Origin of the sequence: Nocardia sp. CY41 (assembly GCF_009829325.1) — a bacterium.
GTDB lineage: Bacteria > Actinomycetota > Actinomycetes > Mycobacteriales > Mycobacteriaceae > Nocardia.
Genome location: NZ_VUOS01000005.1, coordinates 285198 through 309632 on the forward strand (window position 1 = coordinate 285198; position 24435 = coordinate 309632).

General features: G+C 66.7%; 14 protein-coding genes. 10 read left to right on the forward strand and 4 right to left on the reverse strand.

Annotated features, from left to right (window positions below):
- Positions 1 to 348: 348 nt before the first annotated feature.
- Genes GVY64_RS06485 through nbtC form a run of 3 tightly spaced genes read left to right on the forward strand, consistent with a single transcriptional unit; the run spans position 349 to position 6725 of the window.
- Positions 349 to 1107 (forward strand): thioesterase II family protein, encoded by a 759-nt coding sequence (locus GVY64_RS06485; protein WP_159839666.1) that lies wholly within the window; start codon positions 349 to 351, stop codon positions 1105 to 1107.
- 16 nt (positions 1108 to 1123) lie between these two features.
- A complete protein-coding gene (locus GVY64_RS06490) occupies positions 1124 to 2446 on the forward strand; it encodes a beta-ketoacyl [acyl carrier protein] synthase domain-containing protein (protein WP_159839667.1) in 1323 nt (440 codons plus the stop codon).
- A gap of 55 nt (positions 2447 to 2501) precedes the next feature.
- Entirely contained in the window at positions 2502 to 6725 is a 4224-nt protein-coding gene (nbtC, locus tag GVY64_RS06495) for a nocobactin polyketide synthase NbtC (RefSeq protein ID WP_442939534.1), read from the forward strand.
- An 89-nt stretch (positions 6726 to 6814) separates the two neighbouring features.
- Here the strand turns inward: nbtC and GVY64_RS06505 are convergent, their stop codons facing one another.
- Positions 6815 to 7993: an AMP-binding protein gene (locus tag GVY64_RS06505; RefSeq protein WP_159839668.1), complete on the reverse strand. Its 1179-nt coding sequence runs from the start codon at positions 7991 to 7993 to the stop codon at positions 6815 to 6817.
- Between the two features lie 219 nt (positions 7994 to 8212).
- Here GVY64_RS06505 and GVY64_RS06510 point away from each other — a divergent pair, with 219 nt between their 5' ends.
- The gene (locus GVY64_RS06510; protein ID WP_159839669.1) at positions 8213 to 8878 is read left to right on the forward strand and encodes a GNAT family N-acetyltransferase; all 666 of its coding nucleotides are present in this window, start codon (positions 8213 to 8215) and stop codon (positions 8876 to 8878) included.
- Positions 8879 to 8888: 10 nt separating this feature from the next.
- On the opposite strand, the gene GVY64_RS06515 is transcribed toward GVY64_RS06510, so the two are convergent.
- Complete coding sequence (locus tag GVY64_RS06515; protein ID WP_159839708.1) at positions 8889 to 10190, reverse strand: SidA/IucD/PvdA family monooxygenase; 1302 nt, start codon at positions 10188 to 10190, stop codon at positions 8889 to 8891.
- Between the two features lie 109 nt (positions 10191 to 10299).
- On the opposite strand from GVY64_RS06515, the gene GVY64_RS06520 reads away from it, so the two are divergent.
- A complete protein-coding gene (locus tag GVY64_RS06520; protein WP_159839670.1) occupies positions 10300 to 11007 on the forward strand; it encodes a siderophore-interacting protein in 708 nt (235 codons plus the stop codon).
- Positions 11008 to 11051: 44 nt separating this feature from the next.
- Here GVY64_RS06520 and GVY64_RS06525 read toward each other — a convergent pair whose 3' ends face one another.
- Positions 11052 to 14555: a non-ribosomal peptide synthetase gene (locus tag GVY64_RS06525; RefSeq protein ID WP_159839709.1), complete on the reverse strand. Its 3504-nt coding sequence runs from the start codon at positions 14553 to 14555 to the stop codon at positions 11052 to 11054.
- Positions 14556 to 15551: 996 nt separating this feature from the next.
- Here GVY64_RS06525 and GVY64_RS06530 point away from each other — a divergent pair.
- From GVY64_RS06530 to GVY64_RS06550, 5 genes are all read left to right on the forward strand, one after another.
- Positions 15552 to 16004, forward strand: coding sequence for a TIGR03667 family PPOX class F420-dependent oxidoreductase (locus GVY64_RS06530; protein ID WP_159839671.1), 453 nt, complete (start codon positions 15552 to 15554; stop codon positions 16002 to 16004).
- Between the two features lie 4 nt (positions 16005 to 16008).
- Positions 16009 to 16590 (forward strand): putative glycolipid-binding domain-containing protein, encoded by a 582-nt coding sequence (locus GVY64_RS06535; RefSeq protein ID WP_159839672.1) that lies wholly within the window; start codon positions 16009 to 16011, stop codon positions 16588 to 16590.
- A 51-nt stretch (positions 16591 to 16641) separates the two neighbouring features.
- Positions 16642 to 17571 carry an RluA family pseudouridine synthase gene (locus tag GVY64_RS06540; RefSeq protein ID WP_159839673.1) on the forward strand — a complete coding sequence of 310 codons (930 nt, stop codon included), beginning with the start codon at positions 16642 to 16644 and terminating at the stop codon, positions 17569 to 17571.
- Between the two features lie 161 nt (positions 17572 to 17732).
- Entirely contained in the window at positions 17733 to 18476 is a 744-nt protein-coding gene (locus GVY64_RS06545) for a CPBP family intramembrane glutamic endopeptidase (protein ID WP_159839674.1), read from the forward strand.
- 903 nt (positions 18477 to 19379) lie between these two features.
- Complete coding sequence (locus tag GVY64_RS06550; protein WP_159839675.1) at positions 19380 to 22112, forward strand: hypothetical protein; 2733 nt, start codon at positions 19380 to 19382, stop codon at positions 22110 to 22112.
- A gap of 99 nt (positions 22113 to 22211) precedes the next feature.
- Here the strand turns inward: GVY64_RS06550 and GVY64_RS06555 are convergent, their stop codons facing one another.
- Positions 22212 to 24257 (reverse strand): ATP-binding protein, encoded by a 2046-nt coding sequence (locus tag GVY64_RS06555; protein ID WP_236566658.1) that lies wholly within the window; start codon positions 24255 to 24257, stop codon positions 22212 to 22214.
- Positions 24258 to 24435: the final 178 nt, after the last annotated feature.

Genomic DNA, 24435 nt, shown 5'->3' on the forward strand with positions numbered 1-24435 from the left:
GGATCGAACTCACCTGCCTGTTGCCTTGCACCTGATATCCCTCAGGCCCGCTCAACCTAGCGACTTAGGTTAGCCTACACAATATAGCCTCGCCAGTAACCTCGGTCGGGCCATGCCTGGAGGCGGGCCCGATGACCCTCTCGTAGGCGGAGTCCCTTGGCCCACAGGGCAATACCCGCACGGACACGTACAAGTGTCCAAGTTATGATAGCCTTACCTACCATTCGGCTCGAGGCTCGCCACAGCGGACCGTATGCAGGAGGCATGGGATTTCGGTTCCCGGCGCTCGATGTGCGGCCCTCCTGGTGCGGATCGTCGAGCGAGAGCGATCGAGATGTGGAGTAGTACATGCAGCGCAGACCGAGTTGGATCAGGCAGTTCCACAAGCCGAATTCAGCTGAACTCCTCCCACTCCTGATCTTTCCGCATGCGGGCGCGGGCGCCTCGTCCTACCGCGTCTTTTCTCAGGTATTGAGCAAGAACTTCGACGTCATCGTGTTCCAGTACCCGGGGCGCCAGGACCGAGCGGCAGAGCCGGCATCGAGCACCCTGCCCGAAATCGCCGCGGGCGCCTTCGCCGAATTCCGACAGTCGGAATACAACCGCGGCGTCCCGATCATCACATTCGGCCACAGCATGGGAGCGCTGGTCTCGTTCGAATTCGTACGGCTCGCGGAGGCCGCGGGTATAGATGTGCGACAACTCACGATCTCGGCGGCGGTCGCGCCCTGCCACGTCGCGGACAAACCACCGCATCCGACCGATGACGAGGAAATACTCGATCATCTCGGCATGTTGGAAGGCACCAGCGCCGATGTCTTCGCGAATCGGGAGGTCATGAAGATGGCGCTGCCGGTCATCAAATCCGACTATCGGGCATTCGATGCCTATTCCTGCGCCGACACCGTCAAGTTGGCGACTCGCATCCACGCGATCTGCGGCGATCAGGATCCGGTCGTCACGATGCGGGACCTCTATGGCTGGGCCGCGCACACCGACGAAATACAGGTCACGATGTTCGACGGCGGGCACTTCTATCTGAACGACCACGCCGACGCGATCGCGGAGTTGTTGGCGCCGTGCGCGCAACCCGTGCGGACAGTCTGAGTAGCGAGGATCTGTCATGACCACAGCGACGGCCGAAAGCCGCGATCACATAGTCATTTCCGGAATGGCCGTCGAGGCGCCGGGCGGAATCGACAGCACCCATTCGTTTTGGTCCGCGCTTGCCGAATCGAGAGAACTGATCGGGCCGTTCCCACGCGACCGTGGTTGGCCGCTCGATGATCTGCTGTCCGTTTCCCGCATCGACGGATGGGGAAACGTCTGCGACGCGGGCGGATTCCTCGACGGCGCTGCGGATTTCGATCCCTCCTTCTTCGGGATCACGCAACGGGAAGCCATCGCGATGGACCCACAACAGCGGGTCGGCATGCGAGTGGCATGGAAGGCGCTGGAAAACGCCGGACTCAATCCCGGCGCCCTCGACGGCGAGGACGGCGGCTGTTTCATCGGCGCATCCCCGATGGAGTACGGCCCGCGCGGCGCGGAGGTCAACGCCTACAGCGGACATCGGATCGTCGGCTTCGGACAACTGGGCGTCGCGGGCCGGATTTCACACTGCTTGGGACTGGGCGGACCGTCGATGTGTATCGACTCCGCCTGCGCGTCGTCGTTGACCGCATTGCATCTGGCCGCCGCGGCAGTACGAGCGGGAGAATGCGAATGGGCGCTCGCCGGGGCCGTATGCGTGATGGGATCGCCGGTGGCTTTCTACGAATTCGCGAAGAACAACGCCCTTTCCGCTGATGGGCATTGCCGATCGTATGCCGACGACGCCACCGGCACGCTCTGGAGCGAAGGCGCGGGTGTCGTACTCGTCGAGCCCGAGTCGCGCGCCCGTCGGCTGGGACATCGGATCTACGGCCGCATCCTGGCCACCGCTACCAACCACAATGGGAAGGGGAAGCCGATTCTGGTTCCCCGCGCGCATGCCCAAGAACGGCTGATTCGCAAAACGATCGATATCGCGGGCATCGACCCCGCTGATGTCGGAATGATCGAAGGACACGGCACAGCCACTCGCGCCGGCGATCCGGTCGAGTTGACCGCACTGCAGAATACTTACGGCCACGCGGGATCCGATGTGATGTTGGGTTCCGTGAAATCGAACGCCGGACACGCGCAGGCCGCAGCGGGAATGCTCGGGTTGATCAAGCTGTTGCTGGCCGGCGCGCACGGTCATATCCCGCCGAGCCTGTTCGCGGAGAACCCGACCACCAAAGTGGATTGGGATCGGTCGAGCTTGCGGCTGGCTACGAAACTGCTGCCGTGGGAGCCGGCGAACGGCGCGCGCTACGGCGCCGTGTCCTCGTTCGGCGCAGGCGGAGCCAATGCGCACGCAATCATTGCGATGCCCGTTCGTGAGGAGCGCGACGATTTCTGACTATCGACTGCCCGACGGCACCATTCCGGTTCTGCTGTCGGGGGATACGCCTGACCTGCTGCGGGACGAGGCCGCGGCCATCCTCTCCTACGTCACGGATCGTCCCGAGGTAGCACCACGCCGCGTCGCCGAGATGTTGTTCCGCACGCGGGTCGCGCGTCGGCATCGGGCGGTGGCGATGGTCACCGGCCGAGACGACCTCGCCACGGCACTGCGAGCAGTCGCCCAGGGCACTGCGCACCCCGCGGTGGTGCGTAACGCGAGTCCCGCCACGCCCCGCAAGCGCGCGTTCGTATTCCCGGGTCAGGGGGGTCAGCGCCCAGGAATGGGCAGGCTCTACTACGAACACTCCCCCGCCTTCCGCGCCGAAGCGGACCGCTGTGACGTGATCTTCCACGAGTTGTTCGGCGAATCGCCGCTGACATACGTCCTCGACGCGGACTTCCCGGCCGACGACAGCGCGCGAATCGTGCAACCCGCGCTGTTCCTGCAGATGGCCGCGCTCGCCGCGATGTGGCGGGCGGTGGGCATCGAGCCCGATGTCACGATCGGGCACAGCCAGGGCGAGATCGCGGCGGCGTATGTGTCGGGCAAGATGACGCTGGCCGACGCGATTCTCGTCGTCGGCACGCGGGCGCACGCCGTGGACGAGATCGCCTCCGACGACTACGCGATGGCGGTGGTCGCCGCCGACCGGGACGAGTGCGAGGACTTGCTCGCGCGCCGCTCGGGGTGGGCTCAGCTGTCGGTGATCAATGCTCCGCACATGGTGGGCATCTCGGGCGACCGCGGCACAGTGCACGACGTCGTCGATACGCTCACCGAGCGTGGCACCTTCGCCCGGGTGATCCGCGTCCGATACCCGGCGCACACCAGTGCGATCAACCGGCTCGGCGACGACGTCCGAGACGCGGTGCGCAGCAGGCTGGGCAGCCGCTACTTCCACGAGACGAAGATCGAGTGCATCGGCGCCACGCTCGGCCGCCCGATCACCTCCGATCTGCCCGTCGACGAATACTGGTTCTGGAATCTGCGCAACATCGTCCGATTCGACAAGGCGATCGCCGCAGCGGTCGCACAGCAGGTGGACACCTTCGTCGAACTCGCCGAACATCCGACGCTGCAACTGTCGATCCAGGAGAATCTGAGCGTTGCCGCGGCCGAGCACAACACGACGGTGACCGGTACCTCCAGTCGCACCGCCACCGATCTGAGCGAGTTCGCGCGAAACCTGGCGGTTCTGGCGACGAGCGACGCGGACTACTCGTGGGACCGCCTGCGCACCGGATCCGAGACGACGATCCCGCTGCCGTTGCCCGACTTCCCCAATGTGCGGATGAACGAGCTGCGGTTGTGGTTGCCATACAACTCCCCCTCGGCCGTCCCGGCCGGCCCGGTTACCCCACCGGCCGAGCACGCCGCGTCATCGGTCACCGAGCAGGTCCCCGGCAACCCGGGCGATGCCGTGACGCCCGCTCAACTGCTGGTCGAGGATTGGGTGCGGCTGGTGCAGCGTTCACTGGTCCCGCCGCGCAGACTCGGCCTCATCGATCACAGCGGCGCCTGTGCGGAACTCGCCTCGGCGTTGTGCGCCGAAGCGGAGAACTACGGCGCCACGGCGCGCATGATCGATATCGAGAACGACGATGACAGCGGCCATGTCGACACGGTCGTGGTGTTGCTCGCCAACCCCGGGCCGTTGGACGACCACGACGCCGTGGCCCGAACCGCCGATTTCTTCGGGCTTCGATCGTGGTGGCCAAGCTTGGGCAGCGAAGTGACCGATTGCTGGCTGCTGACGGCCGGCGGGGAAACCGTGGTGGCCGAGGACGCGCCGCCGCACCCGGTACATGCCGCGGCCAGTGCGGGATTCCGCTGCATCGGCGCGGAATACCCCGGCGTCGCCTTCCGTCATCTGGATCTGCCGCCCGAACAGGCGCGTCCGGATGCCGTCGGCGCGATCATCGCGGCGATACACACGGCAGGTGAGCCGGAACTGGCGGTGCGTGGCGACAGCTTGTACGCCAAGCGACTCGTCGAGGTCGAACGGATGACGCCGGATTCGGCCGCGACGGCGCCGGAGAACGTCGTCATCATCGGGGGCACAGGAAACCTCGGCCTGGAGTTCTGCGATCACTTCTCCCGCCACGGCGCACGACGCATCACGCTGGTGGGCAGGTCAGGCGAAACCGCGGCGACCGCCGACCGGTTGGCCCGGATTCGCCGGACGGGCGCGGCCGACATCCGCACGATCCGCTGCGACGTGCGTGACAAGTCCGCTGTCTCGCGCATGGCGCAAGAACTTCGCGCGACGCCCACGGATCTGATCATCCACGCCGCGGTCGATTACTCGGATATCGAGCTGGCGCAGATCACCAGCGAGAAGGCCGACCAAGCATTGCGGACGAAAGTCCTCGGCATCGCGCAGGTGCTGGACGTGCTCCCCCGGGCGGAGAACTGCCGCGTGCTGCTGTGTTCCTCGATGGCGGCCACGATCGGTGGACGCGGCCAGGTCGTCTACGCGGCCGCCAACCGCATGCTCGATGCGATGGCGCACCGACTGCGGGCCGAGGGACTCGATTGCGTCTCGGTGCAATGGGGGCAATGGACGGTGCATCTCGATCTCGGAGCCGCAGGCGCGGCGAAGCTCGCTGGAGCGGGCGTCGTTCCGATGGATCCCGCGGACGCGATCGCACTCGGATCGAACGGTACTCACACCAACGCCATCGTCGCGGCGTTCGACTGGAGCCGCGCGCGGCCCGCGCTCGAGGCGTACGGATACGGGCCGCTGTTGTCGCAGCTGGCCGCACCAGCCGACGCCGACCACGCACCCGCCGGCGGAGAGGACTTGCCGCGACGCATGGTGAAGCTGCTGGCAGAGGTCATCGGTGTGGATCGCGTCACGACCATCGATACTTCCGTTCCGATGGTCGCGATCGGTCTCGATTCGTTGCAGGCGCTGGAATTCCGTCGACGAGTCAACGGGGAGTTCGGTCACGACCTGCCCGTCGCGCAGCTTCTCGGCGGAGCCTCGGTCGATGATATCGTGGCGCTGGTCCGCGCGCACCCGCCGATCCTGGCGAGCACGGGTACACCGGCACGCCCTTCGTCCTCCACGCGACCAGACGTGCCGCGCCCAGCGCGTCCAGCGCAGGCCACGAAGCCCGTGGACATCACCGAGCGTGCGCGGCTGGCAGCCGCGCAGGCAGTGCCGGTCGATCTGGATCCCGACCGAATGCGCTCCGCACGCGCGGATCTGGATACCTTCGGGCTGCGAGCGATGATGGAGACTTTGGATCCGGTGTTGCGGGATGGCGCCGTCCACACCGCGGACGAGATCGCCACACGTCTGGAATTCGCACCGCGACATCGGTGGTTGCTACAGCGCTGGCTCGATGAGCTCACAGCACACGGTCATCTCGACCACGCCCCGGCGCACGGCTATCGCGCCGCCGGTCCGGTGCCGACCCCGGCTCGTCCCGACCTGTTCACGGTGTGCGCCGACCTGGGCTACTCGCCCGAGTTCGCGACCTTCCTCCAGCGGTCCGACGAGCATCTGACCGAACTGGCCCAGGACCGCGTGCGCGTCCAAGAGTTGTTGTTCCCCGACGGCGACATGCTCACCGCCGAAGCCGCGTATCGCGACAACATCATCAGTAGCTATCTCAATACCGCCGCCCGCGAGATCGTGGCGGGCATAGCCGAGCGACTGGAACGCGACCGATCGCCGATCCGGATCCTCGAACTGGGTGCCGGTATCGGCGGCACAACCAACGATGTCCTGGCCGGACTGTCGGGTCTAACCGTGGACTACCACTTCACCGACCTGTCGACCTTCTTCCTCGCGGCGGCGCAGAAGCGGTTCGCCGAGTATCCGTGGATCCGCTACGGGATCATGGATCTCAATACCGACCTCGGTGAGCAGCCGCCCTACGACATCGTGATCGCGGCCAACGTGGTGCACAACGCGCACCACATCGGGAAGACGCTTCGCCAGCTGCACGACCTGCTCAACCCCGGTGGCGCGGTGGTTTTCATCGAGGCGTGCCGGGCGAACTTCCAGCTGCTGACATCGATGAAGTTCCTGATGTCGGCCGGCCCCGGTCAACCGCATCCCGGCAGTTCCGATATCCGAGCCGGGGCCAGGATCTTCCTCACCGAAGACGAGTGGCGTGATCAGCTCGGCGAATCCGGGTTCACCCCCATGCTGGTGCTGCCCGACGCCGATCATCCGATGCACATGCTCGACCAGCGGATCTTCGCCGCGGTCCGCGACTGAGGAGCAAGGAGCCCAGCGGACTGCCCTCGGCTCCTTCGCGGTGTCCCAGCCGATCTGATCGGCTGGGACACCGCGGTCATGCCGCCTGATCAGGAACGGCGCGCACAGCAAGCGCATACCAGCCAGCCGTCCGCGGTCCAGCAGGCACGATCGCCGGTTCGGAACAATCGGCCCTCCGGCAGGAACGGGTCGTTCACGAACCGGTCCGGAGCGGACGGATTCCCGCCCTCGGCGCCGAGCGCGGCGCCGCCCACGTAGACCTCGCCGACCACTCCGGGCGGGACCGGTCGCCGGGCCTCGTCCAAGACCAGCACTCTGGCGCCTGAGATCGGCCTCGTGCGTCCGGTTCCGTCCAGCGAGCCGCGCGTCACCGTACCGGCGTACGCGGACGCCGTATAGCCGAACGTGGCGATCGACGCCGGCGACTGGGCGGCGAGTCGGCCGGGACGCAGTGGCCCGGGGCAGACCCCGGTGACATCCCAGCGCCGTACCGTCGGCAACTCGGCGCCGGTGGCAGCGATGCGTTCGACCGCAGTCACATCAGCGGTAACGTGGGTGACCGCGTGTGTCGCGATGAGTTCGACCACCGTGTTCGGGTCACCCCACTGCGACGGCGTGGCGACGACCGCCGTCGCACCGTCCGCGAGCGCGGCCAGCAGCTCGACGGCCAGCTGAGCGTCGCTCCACCCCGCGGCGAGCAGCCGCACGTCGGCGCAACCCCACGCGCGGTCGGATTCTCGGTACCGGCGTTCGGCGGCGATGGTACGGCGGTCCTCGACGGCCACGCCCAGTGCCGAACCGGTCAGCACGGCGGTCTCCGGGGCGACGCCGGCGACGGCCGTGGCGCCCTCGGCGAGCAGGGCCACCAGTCGGACCAAGCGGTCGATGGACGCGTTCGCCGACGCGCTGCCCACTGCGGGCATATCCAGCAGTGTGAAGAAATCGCTATAGGTGAGACGCACTGTGCCGCAGCGGATGGCGGTACGGATGCCGGGAATCATCCGAGCCCGGCGAACCATGTCGGCAATGCCCGGCACCTCGGGCAATTCGACACCGGTGGCCCATTCGTCGAGCACCCGCCGTCGCTCGTCAGCGGTCAGCACAACCGGCTCGCCGGCGAGTTCGGCGGGGGCCGGCTCGGCGGGTCCCCGGGCCGCGAAGGTGTCCACCCCGGCTCTCGCGTCGATGCCGGCACCGTGCCCGGCCCGCACCGGGCGCACCAGCGAGTGGGCAACGGGCGCGCGGCCACCGCGCAGCTTCGAAAGCATGTGTCTCCCTCACCCGAATCACGGCACCGCACCGGGGCCCGCGTCACTGGTATCAGCGGAAACAGCCGCTGAGACGCGATCCGACGGTATGCGCTTCGACTCCCTGGCCGAGCGGCGCAACCACCCGATGCGGCATTAGCATAGGGTAACCTTACCGGTGACCGGAGACCCAGTACTGCGGCCGAACCTGACAGTGACGACCGAGGAGCCGCCGACACGATGAATCCGACCGGAACGCCGTACGTTCTCAAGCGAGAACTGACCGATATTCCCGACGATGTCCGCGCCGCCCCGGCGCCGGTGATTCCCGCTTTCCCCGAGCCGTTCGGTCTGCGCGTGGCCGATCCCGACAGCGACGATCCCGCGACGATCGCCGAATGGATGTCCCTCCCGCACCTGGCCGAGACATGGGAACAGGCATGGCCTGCAGAGCGCAGACGCGCCGACATCGCCGCGCAACTCGCCGGAACGTACTCGCGGCCATGCATTGTCAGCTTCGACTTCGCAGCCATCGACCTGCCCGAACTCGGCCGCCGCGAGGTCGCCTACGTGGAGCTGTACCGGACGGCGAAGGACGAGTGCGCTCGGTTCTACCATGCCGACCCGCGAGACATGGGTTTTCACATCGCGACCGCGGACCAGAACCTGATCGGCCGAGGCGTCATGTCGAAGTGGATCGGCCTTCTGGCCGAGGGGATCTGGGCCGCTGAACCGGAATGCCGCCACCTGATGGGCGATCCGGACTATCAGAACATCCCGGTACGCAAGGCTCTGGCCAAGAACGGCTGGGTGGAGCTGGGCGAGTTCGATGTGCGTCCCGGCCGCCGGATCGCTCTGTGTACGCTACCGCGCGAGCCGCAGGACGTACCGGCGATCCGGCGCTGACCACCCGCGTCTACCGACCGGCCGAACGTTCCCGTGTGCGCACGGCTACCGAGCGCGCACGGGCCGGCCCCGCCTGCAACACCCGATCCGAAAGTTCCCCCAGGCAACTGAGATTCGGGAATCCGGGCCCCTGCGCAAGGCCGGCCAGATTCGGCAGATAGAGCTTGGCGTCGAGGCCGGTCACCGCCAGGTCGTGGCCGATCGCCGCTTCGATCCGCGGCTGCGTGATGGGGCCACCGATCGCGAGTTCCACCAGATCCGCGGCGTCGACATCGAACATCTCCAGGAACCACAGCGGTTGACCGCCGGTCGCGTCCACCACCAGATCGAAGACATGCACTCGATCCGGGCGCCCCTCGTTGCGCAACGTCAGCGCGACGCCCTCGTCTTGCTCCGCGACCCGCACGACACGCCCTTGCAAGTGATGAACCCGATTGTCGCCTAACAAATTCTCCTGCACGCGCACCGAGAACACACCCCGGTCGGTGCGCCGGACGACGTCCCGCCGTTCTTCTATGCTCAACCCCCGCCATTTGGCCGGATCACTGTACAGCGAATTCTCGAAATAGCTCTCGCCGCGGGTGTAGATCGTGGCGGCGGGCGAGATCACCGAGACGGTCAATACGTCGTGCCGGACCAACTCGTCCATCGCGGAGCCCGCGGTCTCGCCGCCGCCGATCACGGCCGCTCGCGACGAAACCGGTAACCGGCGACGACCGACCAGGTCCCAGAAGTCGGCGATGCTGAGCACTTTCGGATGAGTGGCCAGCGCACGCCTGCTGTCACCCGGCCCGGTGATCATCAGCCGATCCGCATCGATCACGGACGCGACGCCGTCCGCGTCGACCACCGAGACCAGCCAGCCGTCGGCCGCCGCGGCGATCTTGCGCACCGCCCCCGGCACGATCTCGACCTCGGCCTTCTTCGCGACCCACTGCAAATACTTGGCCCAGACATGATGGTGCGGATTGGGGCGGCCGCGGTCGATCCATTCGGCGTACGTGCCGCGATCGATGAGAAACGACGTCCAACCGAACGCCATCATCGCCTCGTTGATCGCGCGGTTGTGCCCGCGTGCCCAGGTGGAGTGGTACGGAAAACCCACGTCCTTTTCGGGGCTGGTGCCCAGCCGGTGCTGACCGTCGGTCCAGCCACCGGTGGGCAACCAATTGCCGCCCACCGCATGCGGTTCCACGACGACCACTTGCGGCGCAGGCAGGCCGAGCTCGCGCAGGACGTATGCCTTCGCCGCGACGGCCATGGCCTTCGGACCCGCACCGACCACCAGAAGTCTGTCCACCGGTTCTCCCATCTTCATCCCAGCCACCGGATCGGCCCCGGCCGCGAAGCGGATCGTCTGTGCCGCCGCCGACAGGACAGCTGACAAGACTTCCAAGTATACTTAGGCTAACCTTAATCGCATGGGTAAAGGAACCAACGGCGTCATGTTGAAGCTGTGGCGCGCCGACGACTATCGACTGCGCGTCACCTCGACGGAGAGCATCACCGACAAATATGTGCGGATCGGCTTCGCCGCGGGCGGTCTGCTCGCCGACCATCCGGTCCACCCCACGCAGTTCATCCGGCTGTGGATCCCCGACGCGGTCACCGACAAGTTGCACCATCGTGCGTACACCCTGGTGGATCAGGACCCCGCGGCCGACCACTTCTATATCGAATTCGCTTTGCACGGCGGCCCGGCCAGCGCGTGGGCACAGCGCGCGGCGGTCGGCGAGGAAATCGAGGCTTCCGTGCTGGGCTCGAAGTTTCAGCTGCCGGAGATCGTTCCCAGCGAGTACATCATTTTCGGCGACACCGCCTCGCTGCCCGCGATCAACTCGCTGCTCGACGCGATCGGCGACGCGCCCGCGAGAGTCTGGCTGGAATGGCAGTACGAATCCGACACCTCGCTTCCGGTGCGCAACAAGCCGCACCACCAGGTGACCTGGGTGCAGCGCATCGATGACGGAAAGCTGCTGCGCGAACAAGCACATGAGTTGGACTGCTCCAAAGATGTTTTCGCGTGGGCCGGATGCGACGGTCACACCACCCGCGCGATCGTGAAGGCTTTGAAGACAACACACCAGTTGCCGAAGACGTCGATCAAGTACCAGGCCTACTGGAAGTAGTTCGGGAGCGCCTCGCCCTTTGCGAGGCGCTCCTCTCCCCGGCCTCAGGCCATACTCTGCGTCTGCGACAGCACCTCGTCGTCGCTCATCGCCGAGACCTCCAGGTACATCTTGGCCACCTGCGCCAGCCGGTCGGCATGCGGATCCCTGCTCTGAAGTCGTTGCGCGAGTCCCGCGATGGTGCGGGCCGCGAACATGTCGGCAACCAACGCGTGGTCGGTATCCAGCCAGTCGCGCACGCGCGCGATGACTGTCGTGGCCAGCACCGAATCACCGCCGAGCTGGAAGAAGTCGTCGTGCACGCCGACGCTGTCGACGCCGAGCACGCCCGCGACGATATCCGCGAGCGCGGCTTCCACATCCGTGCGTGGCCGACCGTCCGCCGCGTCCCCGGCGCTCGGTTCGAGCAGGGCGACCACGGCACGCCGGTCCAGCTTTCCGTTCGTCGTCAACGGCATGCGATCGAGTACCTTGATGCGGGTCGGAATCATGTAGGCGGGCAACAGGTCCGATACCGCTGCGGTGATATCCGCGGCACTACCGGTCGGTCCGGACACCGCCGCGACCAGCTTCGGTGAACCGGCGCCCACGACCGCGGCAACGGCATGGCGGACGCCATCCACCGCCCGTAATGCGGTCTCGACCTCGCCGAGTTCCACACGGTAGCCACGGATCTGCACCTGATGGTCGGCACGTCCCAAGAACTCGATGGTGCCGTCCGGCCAGTACCGAGCCAGATCCCCGGTGCGATACCAGCGCGTTCCCTCGTGTTCGACGAATCGCTCCGCCGTCCGCTCCGGATCGTTACGGTAGCCGGCCGCCACGCCGGCGCCACCCACCCAGAACTCACCCGGCACCCAGTCGGGGCAATCACGGCCGGCCGGCGAGACGACCCGGCATCGCACATTGCGCAGCGGGACGCCGAACGGCACCGTCGCCCAGTGCTCGGGAGGATCGACGACCTCACAGATGGTGTTGTGGATGGCCGTCTCGGTTGCGCCGCCCAGACCCGAGAACCGGCAACCCGGGACCTGGCGCGCGAGGCGGCGCGCCAAGTCGGCGCCGACCCAGTCGCCGCCCAGTGTCACCGCACGCAGGGAGTCACCTAGTTCCCCACCGCCGACTTCCAGGATCATGTCCAGCATGGCGGGGACACAGTTGAGAATGGAAACCCGGTGGCGGCGAAGAAGTTCGACCCAGGAGATGGCTTCGGCGCGTTGTTCCGCGTCGAGCGCGACCACCGATGCGCCGACCGAGAACATCCCGAAGATGTCGTAGACGGAGGCGTCGAACTCCAGGGCGGACAGACCGAGTACCCGGTCGGTGGCATCGACCTCGAACCAGTCGTTCACCGCATCGATGGTGTTCATCGCCGCGCAGTGTGGTACGTCGACGCCCTTCGGCACACCCGTGGAGCCCGAGGTGAAGATGACGTAGGCGATGCCGCGCGTGTCCGGGAGCACCGGCTCCCGCAACGGGTTCGCATGTTGCCGTGCCACGGTCATCGGCACACACCGTACGTGTTCGCCCATGTCGGCACCCTCGACGGTGAGGGCGACGGCCACCTCACCCGTCCGCAGGATCTCTGCCCGCCGGGCCACCGGTTGATCGAATCCGATGGGCACGTAAGCGGCGCCCGCCGCGAGGATCCCCAGCACGGCCACGATTTGGTCCGGTCCCTTGGGCAACTGCACCGCCACGGCGTCACCGGACTCGACACCGTTGTCGCGCAACGCGCCCGCGACCGCCAACGCCTGTGCCGCCAGCTCGCGGTAGGTCCACCCGCCGTCTGCACCGTCGCGGCTCCACACCACGGCGGGCGCATCGGGCGTCGTCCGCGCGTAGTCGAACAGACCTTGGTGCAGGCAACGCCCACTGACCGGCCCGTCGGTGGCGTTGACGTGCGCGCGCACCGCCGCCTGCGCTACCGGTAGCCGGACCGGCGCCTCGGCATCCCAGCCCGCCGACCCCTCGGCCAGCCTCGCGACCGCCTCGATGTAGCGCGCGAACATGGCGTCGATCATCCCCGCCGGGAACGCGGATTGCCGGACGTCCCAGTTGAGCAGCAGTCCGCCACGGATTTCGGTGACCTGCGCGTCCAGCAGCACCTGCGGCCCCTGCGAGATGATCCATACCGGTTCGCCGAACGTGTCGGTGACCGACTCGGCGAACAATTCGCCGAGGTTCAGCGCACTCGTGTAAACGATCGGCGCCAATACCGGCTCACCTCGGTATCGGCCGAGGTCACGCAGCACCTCCAGCCCGGAATAGGCGCTGTGCGAACCACTTTCGTGCATACTGCGCTGCAACGACCTGGCTCGCTCGGCGACGGTCACGTTCTCGGTGACGTCCACGTCCAGCATGATCGAGGAGGTGAAGTCGCCGACCACCCGGTCGATACCAGGGTCGACCGGCTCCCGGTGAAACAGCGGCACATTCAGCAGAAACCGGCTCTGGGCCGACCAGCCGCCGATGGTTTCGGCGAATACCGCCGCCAATGCCATGGCCGGGGTGATTCCGCGCTCGTGCGCGGCGGCCGACAACCGCTTCTTCGCTTTCGGAGCCAGCCAGTGGTCGTAGCGAACCGTGCGATGCGGCTCGATGCGCTCACCGACGGGAATGGTGGGCAGTTCCGGGGCGCCCGGCAGGTCCGGCAGCCGCTGCTGCCACCATTGGCGGTCCCTTTCGCGGGCCGCGGTGTCCACCTTGCGCTCGATACGGTACCGACGGTAACTGTAAGATTGCTTCGGTAGCTGCGCTCCGTGGTACAGCTCGGCGAGATCCGCGACCAGCACCCGATAGCTCATCGCATCCCCGGCCAGCATGTCGACATCCAGATGCAGCCGGGTTCGCTCCTCCGCGAGCTGGGTGAGTGTGACGTCGAAGACCTGTCCGTTCGCGATGTCCAAGCGCTGATGGGTTTTCTGGTCGCGCAGCTGCGCCAAAGCCGCCTCGGCTGCCTCGGGCGCGTGCCGGCGCAGGTCGACCACGCTGAACACCGCGCATCCCGGCGCGTCCATCGTCTGTTGAGTACCGTCAGGCAGGAATCTGGTGCGCAGCATCGGATGCGCCGCCGCCAGGTCAGCCACCGCGCGCTCCAGTCGCGCGGGATCGACGTGCCCGCCGTCGAACTCGACATACAGGTGCGCCGCCACGCCGCCGAGTTCCTGCTCGTCGGAACGTCCGATCCAGTACGCGTGCTGCATGGTCGCGAGCGGAAAGGGATCGAACTCGTCCGCCTGCTGCGCCGGTTCTTCCGCTGTTTCGCCGGACCGGTCCCCCGCCTGCCGCGCGCTGCCGACGGCAGTGACTTCGGTTGCCCCGGGCCGCACCCCCGACGCGAGGATCCGGTGCCAGTCCGCCACCGTCGGCGCAGCAGCCAGTTCGGCGAAGTTGACGTCGTATCCGCGCTTTCGCCAGGCTCCGGCCAACTTCATGGTGCGAATCGAATCGAGGCCGAGCTGGATCAGGTCGTCACGGTCGGTGATCGTGTTCGCGGCGACGCCCAGTTGCGCGGCCACCGCCGCACGGACCTCCTCGGTGTCCATCGCTGCCGCCGCGACCGACTTCGCCTCGTTCCCCCGCCTTGGCTCCATCACTGCTGTCACTCCTCTGTCTCGCGGGATGCACGCACCGGGCCGACGTCTACGAACGCTCCGGAGTCTCAGCAGTTCCGGACGTGTCGCGCCGGCCAGCCGGTCAAGCACCTCGGCGAGCAGCATATCGCAACAAAATAGGGTTGCCTAACCTACCTTTGCTTCGGGCGCAGCGGCTACCCAGGACGGAACCTGGCGCCTCCGACTCACGCCGCTCGCATTCTCCGAGGACCCTTCAGCCGCCGGCGCCCGTCTTCGTCACCGGCGGCACGACTTTCACCGGCATCCGTCCGCGCCTCCCAGCCTTACCCCTCAGCTCACAGGTATCCGCCATTGCCCCGACGAGGATCGGGCTCGATTTCCGAGACGCGACGGGGGACCGGCCGCGGGCACGCGAACAGCGGCGGAGCACACCGATCGTGCCGCGATAGAGCCCGCCCCCGGCGTCGTTCTCCCCGGCCTATTCCGTCAACATGCGAAAACTGCTCCGGAATGGTGGTTTTCGTGCTCTCGACGCGCCGGGGAAACCTCAGTGAACGGCCGCACATCCTGGTCCGATAGCTCGTGCACATCGCTGACTTCGAGCGGAAGCGGAACCATTGGAGGGCAGGAGTATCGGATATGTATGGCATGGAATCGTTTTCGGTCCTGTCGAATTGCGCGCGTGACCCCGGTGAACGGAGCGCGGGCCAGGCGCACCGGGCCATGCAGGTGCACCTGGATTGCAGCGTGGAATCGTGCCGGGTCCGCCGCCGCGCGCGCAGGACGTTGGTCGAGGCACGCTCGATGGTGTCGGATGAGCGGGCCACGCCGTAATAGCGTTCGCCATGCGCGCGCCACGGTCGTGCCGACGGTTGCTCATGCGCACAAAGGCCGATTCTCGCGCAACGAGTGGGCTGCCGTGGGTGGGGATGGAATCGCCCCGGGTACCGCGGTGTTGTTCCTGCCATGACCGCAACGGCATCCGATCGATCCGCCACCCCCGTCGTCGACACCGACACCGAATTCGGGGCGAAAGTCGCCGAACGCCTCGGCCGCGAATCCGTCCTCTGGCTGACCACCGTCGGCCCCACCGGCACACCGCAGCCCAACCCCGTCTGGTTCCAGTGGCGCGACGGCGAATTCCTCGTCTTCAGCAAGCCCGCCCAGCCGAAGATTCGCAACATTCGGCGAAATCCCCGGGTCTCGCTGCATCTCAACAGCACCGCGACCGGCGGCGACGTCGTCGTGCTCACCGGCACGGCCCGCGTCGTCGACCAGCGGCCCAGCGCGGAGGAGATCGACGCGTTCACGAAGAAGTACGCCGACGGCCTGCGCTCGATCGGCATGACCGACGAGCAGTTCTACGCCGAATACTCCGTCGTCCTGCGCATCGCCCCGGATCGGCTGCGCGGATTCTGACCCGATGACGTTCGCGCCGCCACCGCCCACCGCCGCATGGCGGCACCGCTCCGCCCGCGACGGATTCGAGGTGGCGTATTTCCGCGTCACCGAGCAGGGCGTGCTGATCGACGGCTGCACCACGGCCGTCGAGGGCGGCGCGGCGTGGGTGGTGGACTACCGGATCGCGCTGGACACCGAATGGCGCACACGCCGGGCCCAAGTGGCGATGCGTAAACCGGGCGGCTGGAACACCCTGGTGCTGGAGTGCGACGGCGCGGGGTCCTGGCTGCTGGACGGCATGCCCGCGCCGTTGCTCGACGGCTGCCTGGACGTGGACCTGGAGTCCTCCGCGCTGACCAACGCCCTGCCGGTGCACCGGGCCGCGCGGGAGGCCGGCGACGGTATGGACGCGCCCGCGGCGTACGTCTACGCCTCCGGCGCCGCGGTCGGCCGGTTGGAACAGCGCTACCTCCGTACGGCGGACGGCGAGCACGGACCGCGGTTCGAGTACGTCGCCCCCGAATTCGACTTCCGCTGCACCCTGGACTACGACAAATCGGGCTTGGTGCTCGAGTACCCGGGCATCGCGTCCCGCGCCCACTGAGCCCCAGGCCTCGGACAACGCCGGTCCCGCCTGCCGTTAGGGTCGATAGCGATGAGAAGGCGGCAACAACCGCCGTTGCCGAAACGGCACGGCTTGGACCCGGCCCGGCTGCGACTACCGGAGCAGGGCCACTGGGCGACCATCCGAGACCATCTGGTGGAGCGTCTCCCCCGGGTGCCCGCGACGCGGATCGACGAACTGTTGCACGCGGGTGGCATCGTCGACCTGAGCGGGCCGATCGCTCCCGACGCACCGTACGTGCCCGGCGGTGCGGTCTGGTTCCATCGCGATCTGCCCGAGGAGACGGTGGTCCCGTTCGACATTCCCGTCGTGCATCGCGACGACGACCTCTTGGTGGTGGACAAACCACATTTCCTGGCCACGATTCCACGCGGTCAGCACATCCTGCAGACCGCGCTGGTGCGGCTGCGCCGGGAGCTGGACCTCCCCGACCTGGTCCCGGCGCATCGGCTCGACCGCGTCACGGCGGGGCTGGTGCTCTTCGTGATCAACCCCGCCCGCCGTGGCGCGTACCAGACCATGTTCCACAAGCGCACCGTGCGCAAGGAGTACGAGGCGATCGCCCGGTTCGATCCCGATCTCGCGCTGCCCCGCGTGGTGCGCAGCCGGATCATCAAAGAGAAGCAGGTGCTCGCTGCCCAGGAGGTCCCGGGCGAACCGAACGCGGAGACCGAGGTCGAACTGCTCGAGCACCGCGACGGGCTCGGCCGCTACCGGCTGCGCCCGCACACCGGCCGGACCCACCAGTTGCGGCTGCACATGAACAGCCTCGGCATCCCGATCCTCGGCGACGACTTCTACCCGACGCTCACCGACAAGCCCGTCGACGACTTCACCCGGCCGCTCCAGTTGCTGGCCGCCTCGCTCGAGTTCACCGATCCGGTCACCCGCGAGCCGCGTCGTTTCCAGACCAGTCGCACCTTGCAGGCCTGGACCGACCCGCACGGGTGGGCCGGCTGACGACAGCGGGAGCAGCGCCCGTGCGTTGTCTCGGGTAGCGCCGTCTCGCCATGATCGCCCGGCGCACCGTTCTGCGCGCGACGGCGGCGAAAACGTGATCGATCCGGCAATAATGCCGGGATCCGTGGTGACCGTGTTCCTCTTCCGTAGACTCGGCCGGGATGTCTGAGCCGGACCTAGCAGCCCCGACCCATCCGCGCCGCAAAGTGCACGCCTACGTCGACGTCGCCGTCGTAGTGATCGTCCTCGCGGGCACCAATCTGATCGCGCATTTCACCACCGCGTGGGCAAACATCGTGACGGTGCCGGTCGCGGCGATCGTCCTCCTCGCGCTGATGCGCAGGCGCGGCCTCGGCTGGTCGGAACTGGGTCTTTCACCCCGACACTGGCGGCGCGGTTCGCGCTACGCCCTCGCAGCGGTGGCGGTGGTCCTCGCGGTCGTCGCCATCGGTGCGGCGCTGCCCCTGACCCGCCCGTTCTTCCTCGCCGATCGCTACGCGACCATCTCGGGCGCGCTGATCGCCTCGATGATCGTCATCCCGCTGCAAACCGTGATCCCCGAAGAGCTGGCCTTCCGCGGCGTGCTGCACGGCACGCTGCACCGCGCCTACGGTGCGCGCGGCGTCTTCGCGGCGGGCTCCCTGCTGTTCGGGCTCTGGCATATCGCGTCCTCGCTCGGCCTCACCTCCGGCAACCGCGGCCTGAGCGGCTTCATCGGGGGCGGCGTGGCCGGGCAGGTCATCGGAATCCTGCTCGCCGTCATCGCGACGGCCGCGGCGGGCATGGTGTTCACCTGGCTGCGCCACCGCAGCGGCAGCCTGCTCGCCCCGATCGCCCTGCACTGGTCGGTCAACGGCGCGGGAGCCCTGGCGGCCGCCGTCGTCTGGCACACCACGCTGTATTAGTTTCCAGCGCCTGCGGCGCTGGGTGTTCGCGGCCCCTTGGTGGCTCGCGTTTGCGCGACCGCCGCGTGCTCCTTCGTCGCCTACGCGGCGGCCGCGCAAACGCGAGCCGGGCCGCGAACGCGGATGGTCGGTCTCGCTTCGCTCGAAAGACGTGGTTACGGTGCGCTGGGCGCGTCAAAGTCCAACGCTGCGGCCCCGCAGCACGCCATTTCGGGAGAGACTCCTCTGCGGTGACCGCCGCTCGCTCTCGTCGCCTACGCGGCGGCCACACAAACGCGAGCCGGGCCGCGAACAGCGGATGCAGCTCGCAGGGTCGGTCGATTCGGTTCTGTCCAGGATCGGCCAGTCAGTTCTTCCCAAGGTCCGTGCCGCTCCGCGGGGCCTTCGGACCGGGCGCTGGGTTGCGAACGCGACGTGCCTGGTCTTGCTTCGCTCGGCAGACGTGGTTCACAAGCCCGGGCGCGTCAGCGTCCGAACTCCGGACACGTGGTTTGCGCGAGATCGGTTGTTCTGCCCTGGCGGGTTCTGTGCGAACGGCGACCATCCCGTCAATGCATGCTCGGTTCGGGTTCGCCCGCAAGAGGTGATTGTGACGAGTGGGCGCGTTGGTGTGTTCGGCGAAGGGGCGTCCGGGGCGGCGGACCCGGAGCGAGGAATCCGCACGATTGCCGTGGACGCATTCGAACTGAGTTTCGACACGCGGAGGGCGCAGATAAAAGCGCCGCTCATCCGGCCATTCGAGCCTGACCACGAATTTCGCCTGTTCGGCGTGTCGCTTTCGACCTGGAGTCCACCACATTGACCACGGAGAGAGCTCGGTTTAGTCTCACTCCGATCACACATATGTTCGAGCAATCATGTCTCCACCACCCGACATGACACCTGCTCTTGGGAAGGCTCGCGATGCCCGACGAACCCTCGAACGGTAGTTCCGAGATTGCCGCGCTGGCACAGCAGGTCGAGACCGCGCGGGGGAAGTTGCCCCTGCAGCTCGATCCGGCCCTGCTGGAGGTGCTGTCCGAACGCGAGATCGCCGCCGAGCGCGAACTCGCGGAGTGGATTCGCGCGCAGCGGCGCACCCAGCGGCGCCGGGAGATCGAGGCGGAATTGGCCGCCGAGCAGCGTGATCGCAAGTCGGCGGCGGCGTTGCGCCGCTCGGAGGAGGCCGACGCCCGCTGGCACCGGCGGGCGCTGGCCGCGCGGCGGCGGGCGTCCAGTGAGGACGCGCGACTGGCCCAGCTCTACCGGCGGGCGGAGTGGTCCTCGCGCGCCTTGATCGCCGTCGTCGTGCTCGGCATGGTGTGGGCCGGTGTCAACGTGCAGCACAATCTGGTGCCCAGCGGCGACATGGCCGATCCGCTGTACTGGTTGAGCTACGGCATCGAGGCGATGATCTCCATCCCGATCATCACCATCATGGTCGCGGCGACCACGGCCGCCAAGTGGGGCCGGGAGCTGGCGCGCGGCAAGGTGATCTTCTTCGAGGCGGCCCTGCTCGGCACGACCGTCGCACTCAACACCGGCCCGCATCTCGCCGCAGGCGATCTCGGCCGCGCCGCGGAATACGCGATCGCCCCGGTGATGGTCGGCGTCGTGATCTGGTTGCACGCCTGGGTTTCCGCGCGGTACGCGGTTCTGATCGACGGTGCGCCGGTTATCGAGCGCGACCGGCGGATGATCCGTCTCGATGCGCAACCGGGCATGCCGGAAGCCGAGGGACATCACTCGCTCGAGGCAGCGGCGACCAGCGGTCGTCGTCGTTGGGAAGGCGATATTCACACCGCAGCAGTGAGCGATAGCCGTGGGGCGCATCACGAGGCGGACTCCGGAACGGGAGTCGGTCATCGAGGTGACGTCCGAGATCCTGGGCAGGCGGCCTCCTTCCACCGCACGATCGCGGGCGCCGGATCCGCACCTCGGGACGGAGCGACATCTGAGACGCCGGGCACGCACCGCGCTGCGCAAGCAGAGTCCACGAATTCGAGCGCAGCCACCATGCCCGCCACGTCACGCGCCGACCACGGAAGGTTGCCGACAAACGGTCACGCAGTCGACTCACCGGTCAACCGCCACCCACACACCGTCGACCGCGCCTTCCTCGCTGCGGCGAGCCATGGAGATGGCGAAGAGTGGGTCGCCGCGAATTCGACCGACATCCGCTCCACCAACGGTCACGCCGTCGAGTCGCTGATCAACGGCCACGCGCTTGCCATCGACCGCACCTCGCTTACGCGGGTGGAGCACGAGGACGGAGAAGTGCCCGCGCCGTCCACTGCTTCGGGCCGGACCGATGCTCGCCCGACCAACGGGCACGCGGTCGAGTCGCCGAGCAACGGCCACGCGGTCGAGCCCGGGGCCGCATTCCACCGCGCTCCGAGCGGCCACCCCGTCGAAACCACCGTCAACGGGCACACCCAAGACCTGCCCGTGAACGGCCACACCCTCCCGCCGATGGCTGGCAACACCGACCAGCGGCCTGTCAACGGAAACGCGCACCCACGCATCAACGGACACGTGGTGCGCCCGACCACCAACGGCCACACCGTCGCCGATGCCGCGCAGCCCTTGCCGATCAACGGAAATACCGTCCGCCCCAGCACGAACGGCCACATCACCGCGTCCCCCACGAACGGCGATGCACACACGAACGGCGATGCACAAGCGGCCGGCGGTCACGCCGCCGAGACACCCGCCGACATTGCTGCGCAAGCCCTTCCGCTCGACAAGCACACCGCTCGCGCCGCCGAAGACCACCCGATCGCTCCCAACGGATACCGTGGTCAGTCGGTTGTCAGTAGCGAAGTGACGACTCCTTCCCCGCACGCCGTTCCGCCTGTAACGCAGCATGTCCCGGAGGCCCGTGTCGACGGACATCCGACTCGATCCGCCGAATCCGAAACTGCACAGATTTCTCCTGCCACCTTCGAGGAGGAAGTCTCGAACCGAGCGGAAGCGCCGGAGTTCGAGAGCCCGCAGCCGCGTTTCGAATCCACGCGATCTGCGGCACAGCAGATCTCCCTCGCCGACCTGCACGACGGCCTGGAATTCGTTGAGCACGCTCGGACGCGAGCGAACGGTGCGGCATCGACGCACGCTGCGGTCGACCGAGGCGAACGCTCGATCGATCGCGCGCATCGCGGCGACGACACCGCCCGGCGTCCTGGCCCCACCGAACCCATGCCCACGCCGACATCCGTCGACACCGCCGCACAGGTGCACCCGAACGCCACCGCCCCGCGCGCGGCGAAACGCGGAAAGTCGGCGAGCGCCGAGCAGAACGACCGCTCCGCCGACGCGGAGAGCGAACAACTGGCCCTCGAGGAAACTCCCGAGCTTTCGCACCCGCGCGTCGAACCCATGCCGATCCTCGAGGACGACGACGAGGACGACGAATTCCCCACCGAACCAGAGGAAGCCGACACCGACGACGACGAAATCTCCGCGCTCGCACGGGCCATCGCCGACCGCCGCCTGTCCGACCTCCCCATCGAGGAGGTCAGAGAAATCCTGACCCTCGCCGACCAGGGCGGCACCACCCCCGCCATCGCCAACGAACTCGGCGTCCCCCGCTCGGCGGTCACCCGCGTCCTGGACTCGGCCCTCAAAGTCCACCGCCCCTACGCGACCATCGGCTGATCACTGCCCGTACCGGGCTCCCTTCAGCCGCTCCTCCCGCGGACAGGGTCGTCGGCTTCCCGATGGACCAGCGCACCATTGCTGCAACACGTCGACGATTCAGCTCGAGGGCAGTCCCAACTTGTCGAAGAATGCCCGATTGCGCTCTGCGGCGGAATTGACCAGCCTGTCGAAAGACATGACCTCTATGTACGCCTTCGCTGGCTCGTTGAAGCCGAAGTAGCCGAGGCCGTCATGAGTCCGCCGCAAGTTCGCGTACTCGCACCTGTTCACCAGTGTCGTTGTGAGGTCAGCCAAGATGTAGCAGAAGGCTGGCGAATCCTGTGACGCCGGGATCGGACGTCCTGCGGCTGTCATCACACCGCCGCTTCGCACGCGCTTCACGTAGTCGAGCGACTGAAGGATCGGATCCTTGTCCTCCGACGCGTCGTTCCGCATCGGCCGCTTGATCTCGACCACGACGATCGAGGCCAACGGCAACGTCTCACCCTCCGCTGCAAGCACAGGCGTGTCGATAAGCCGTGTCGAAAGAATATCCGGCTCCCGTGTCGACTCGGAGCCGGTGATCGGCATGCTCTTGAGTGTCTTATCGGAGGCAAGGTAGTCGTGGAAAGCCAGCCGCTCGTCGATGATCCACAGATTGGCCGCGTCGGTCCCGATCTCATTCGAATCGGTGCGCATCGGCATCAGCAGCGAGTGGATAGCATCCTCTCGAGAATACCTGCCCTGCTCGTTCGTCCTGATGAGCTTGGACAAGAGGTCGAGAATCACTCGACGACGGGAGACGTACGCCGCCAGGTCGGATTGATTGATATCCCTGACCTTGTCGAGGTATTGGTTGAGGCGTTCCTGGTAGTCCTCCAGGGGAGTGGAACCAGCCTCCGCGTAGATTGTCTGGCCCTGAGCGATGGTATCGGCCTCGAGCTTCTGGAAATTGCGATGAAGCAGAAGTTCAAGATCTGAATCCTTGATCGACGGGTCCACGGCCACGCCGAGTAACTCGAGCCTGGAAAGGACCGGGCGATACCGAGGCGCGCGGTTGCTGACGAACTCGTGGACACGCGCCTTGCCTGCGTCGCGGGCTGCGGCGAGCGAGCCGGCAAGGAGTTGTTCCACTTCGTGCAGCACGCCCGAACGGATATCTTCCAGCGAAATATCGTCTTCCAACGTCGGGTCCGCCAGTCGTTCGTTGATGTCGAACGCGGTGCGGTCAGCGCGGACGTGGGCGTCCAGAAAATCGGACGACAGGTAGCAAACGTATGTGAACTCGGTTGCTGCGTCGTCCTTCAACCGTCCGTACAGCCCTGGGATCTTGCCGGTGAGGTTTTCTTCGAGGACAACGCGGCTCGCTGCACACCAGTACAGCCGAGGGGTGATATTGCGCGTTGAGGACTTGAGGCGAAGATTGATCATGTCGAACTTCTTGCCTTTGACCTCGACGGTGGTCTGCGGCAACTCGGAAAAGAGGAACTCCTCCATCAGTTTCGTGAGGGAGATGACCTCCTCGTCATCGACAATCGTCACCTCAGGTGCGCCGCCTGGTCGGAGGAAGTACCAAATGCAGTGTTCGAACACCGCACGGGCGATGGTCTCGCCGGTCTTCGGCGCATTCCTCTGGAAGGCGTCTTTGAACCCGTCCAGATAGACGACTGTACCTGTTTCATTGAAGCAGTCCGGCGCCTCGTCGTGCTCGACTTCGCGGTCCACGGAGAACTTGAATTGCCGTGCACGCAGGTCGCCATTGTCGTCGAGGTACGTGCTCCGTATCGAGATCCTGTCGAACGCCTTGAGCCAGAGGAGGCGTCCTACGCCGCGGCAACCCATGTCTGCCTTGTAGTCACTGTCCAGCGTCTCGAATGAGCACATGTTGGCTGGCGTAAATCCCACACCGTTATCCTCGATGAGAAAGCCCAGTATCGGCCTCAGCGTCACCCGGCCCGTGTCAGACAGGTCGAAGTCCAACTCATCTTGTCCGCTCCGCTGGATCGTAATCCGAAGGCGGCCGTGCTCGATATTCTCACGGAAGCGTGCATCGATCGCTTGAAGACCGTTGACGACGGCCTCCAGTAGCGGCAAGAGCGAATGGCTTTTGGGTAGGCTCGTATTCCGTACCCTACCTGCCAGAGAAGTGGTCAGCGCCATCATGCCCTCCCTCGATGCTGTGAAGCCCCACTCTAGCGGGGCGTTGCTTCATATCCCAGGCAGCTCGGCCAATCTGGCGGAAAGTAGACAGGGGACTCGTTCAAACACGCAAACTGCCCGAACGACCCCCTAACCTGCTAGCTCCGCCACTGAGCCCAGCAGGCCAAATCTGCCGTCGCAC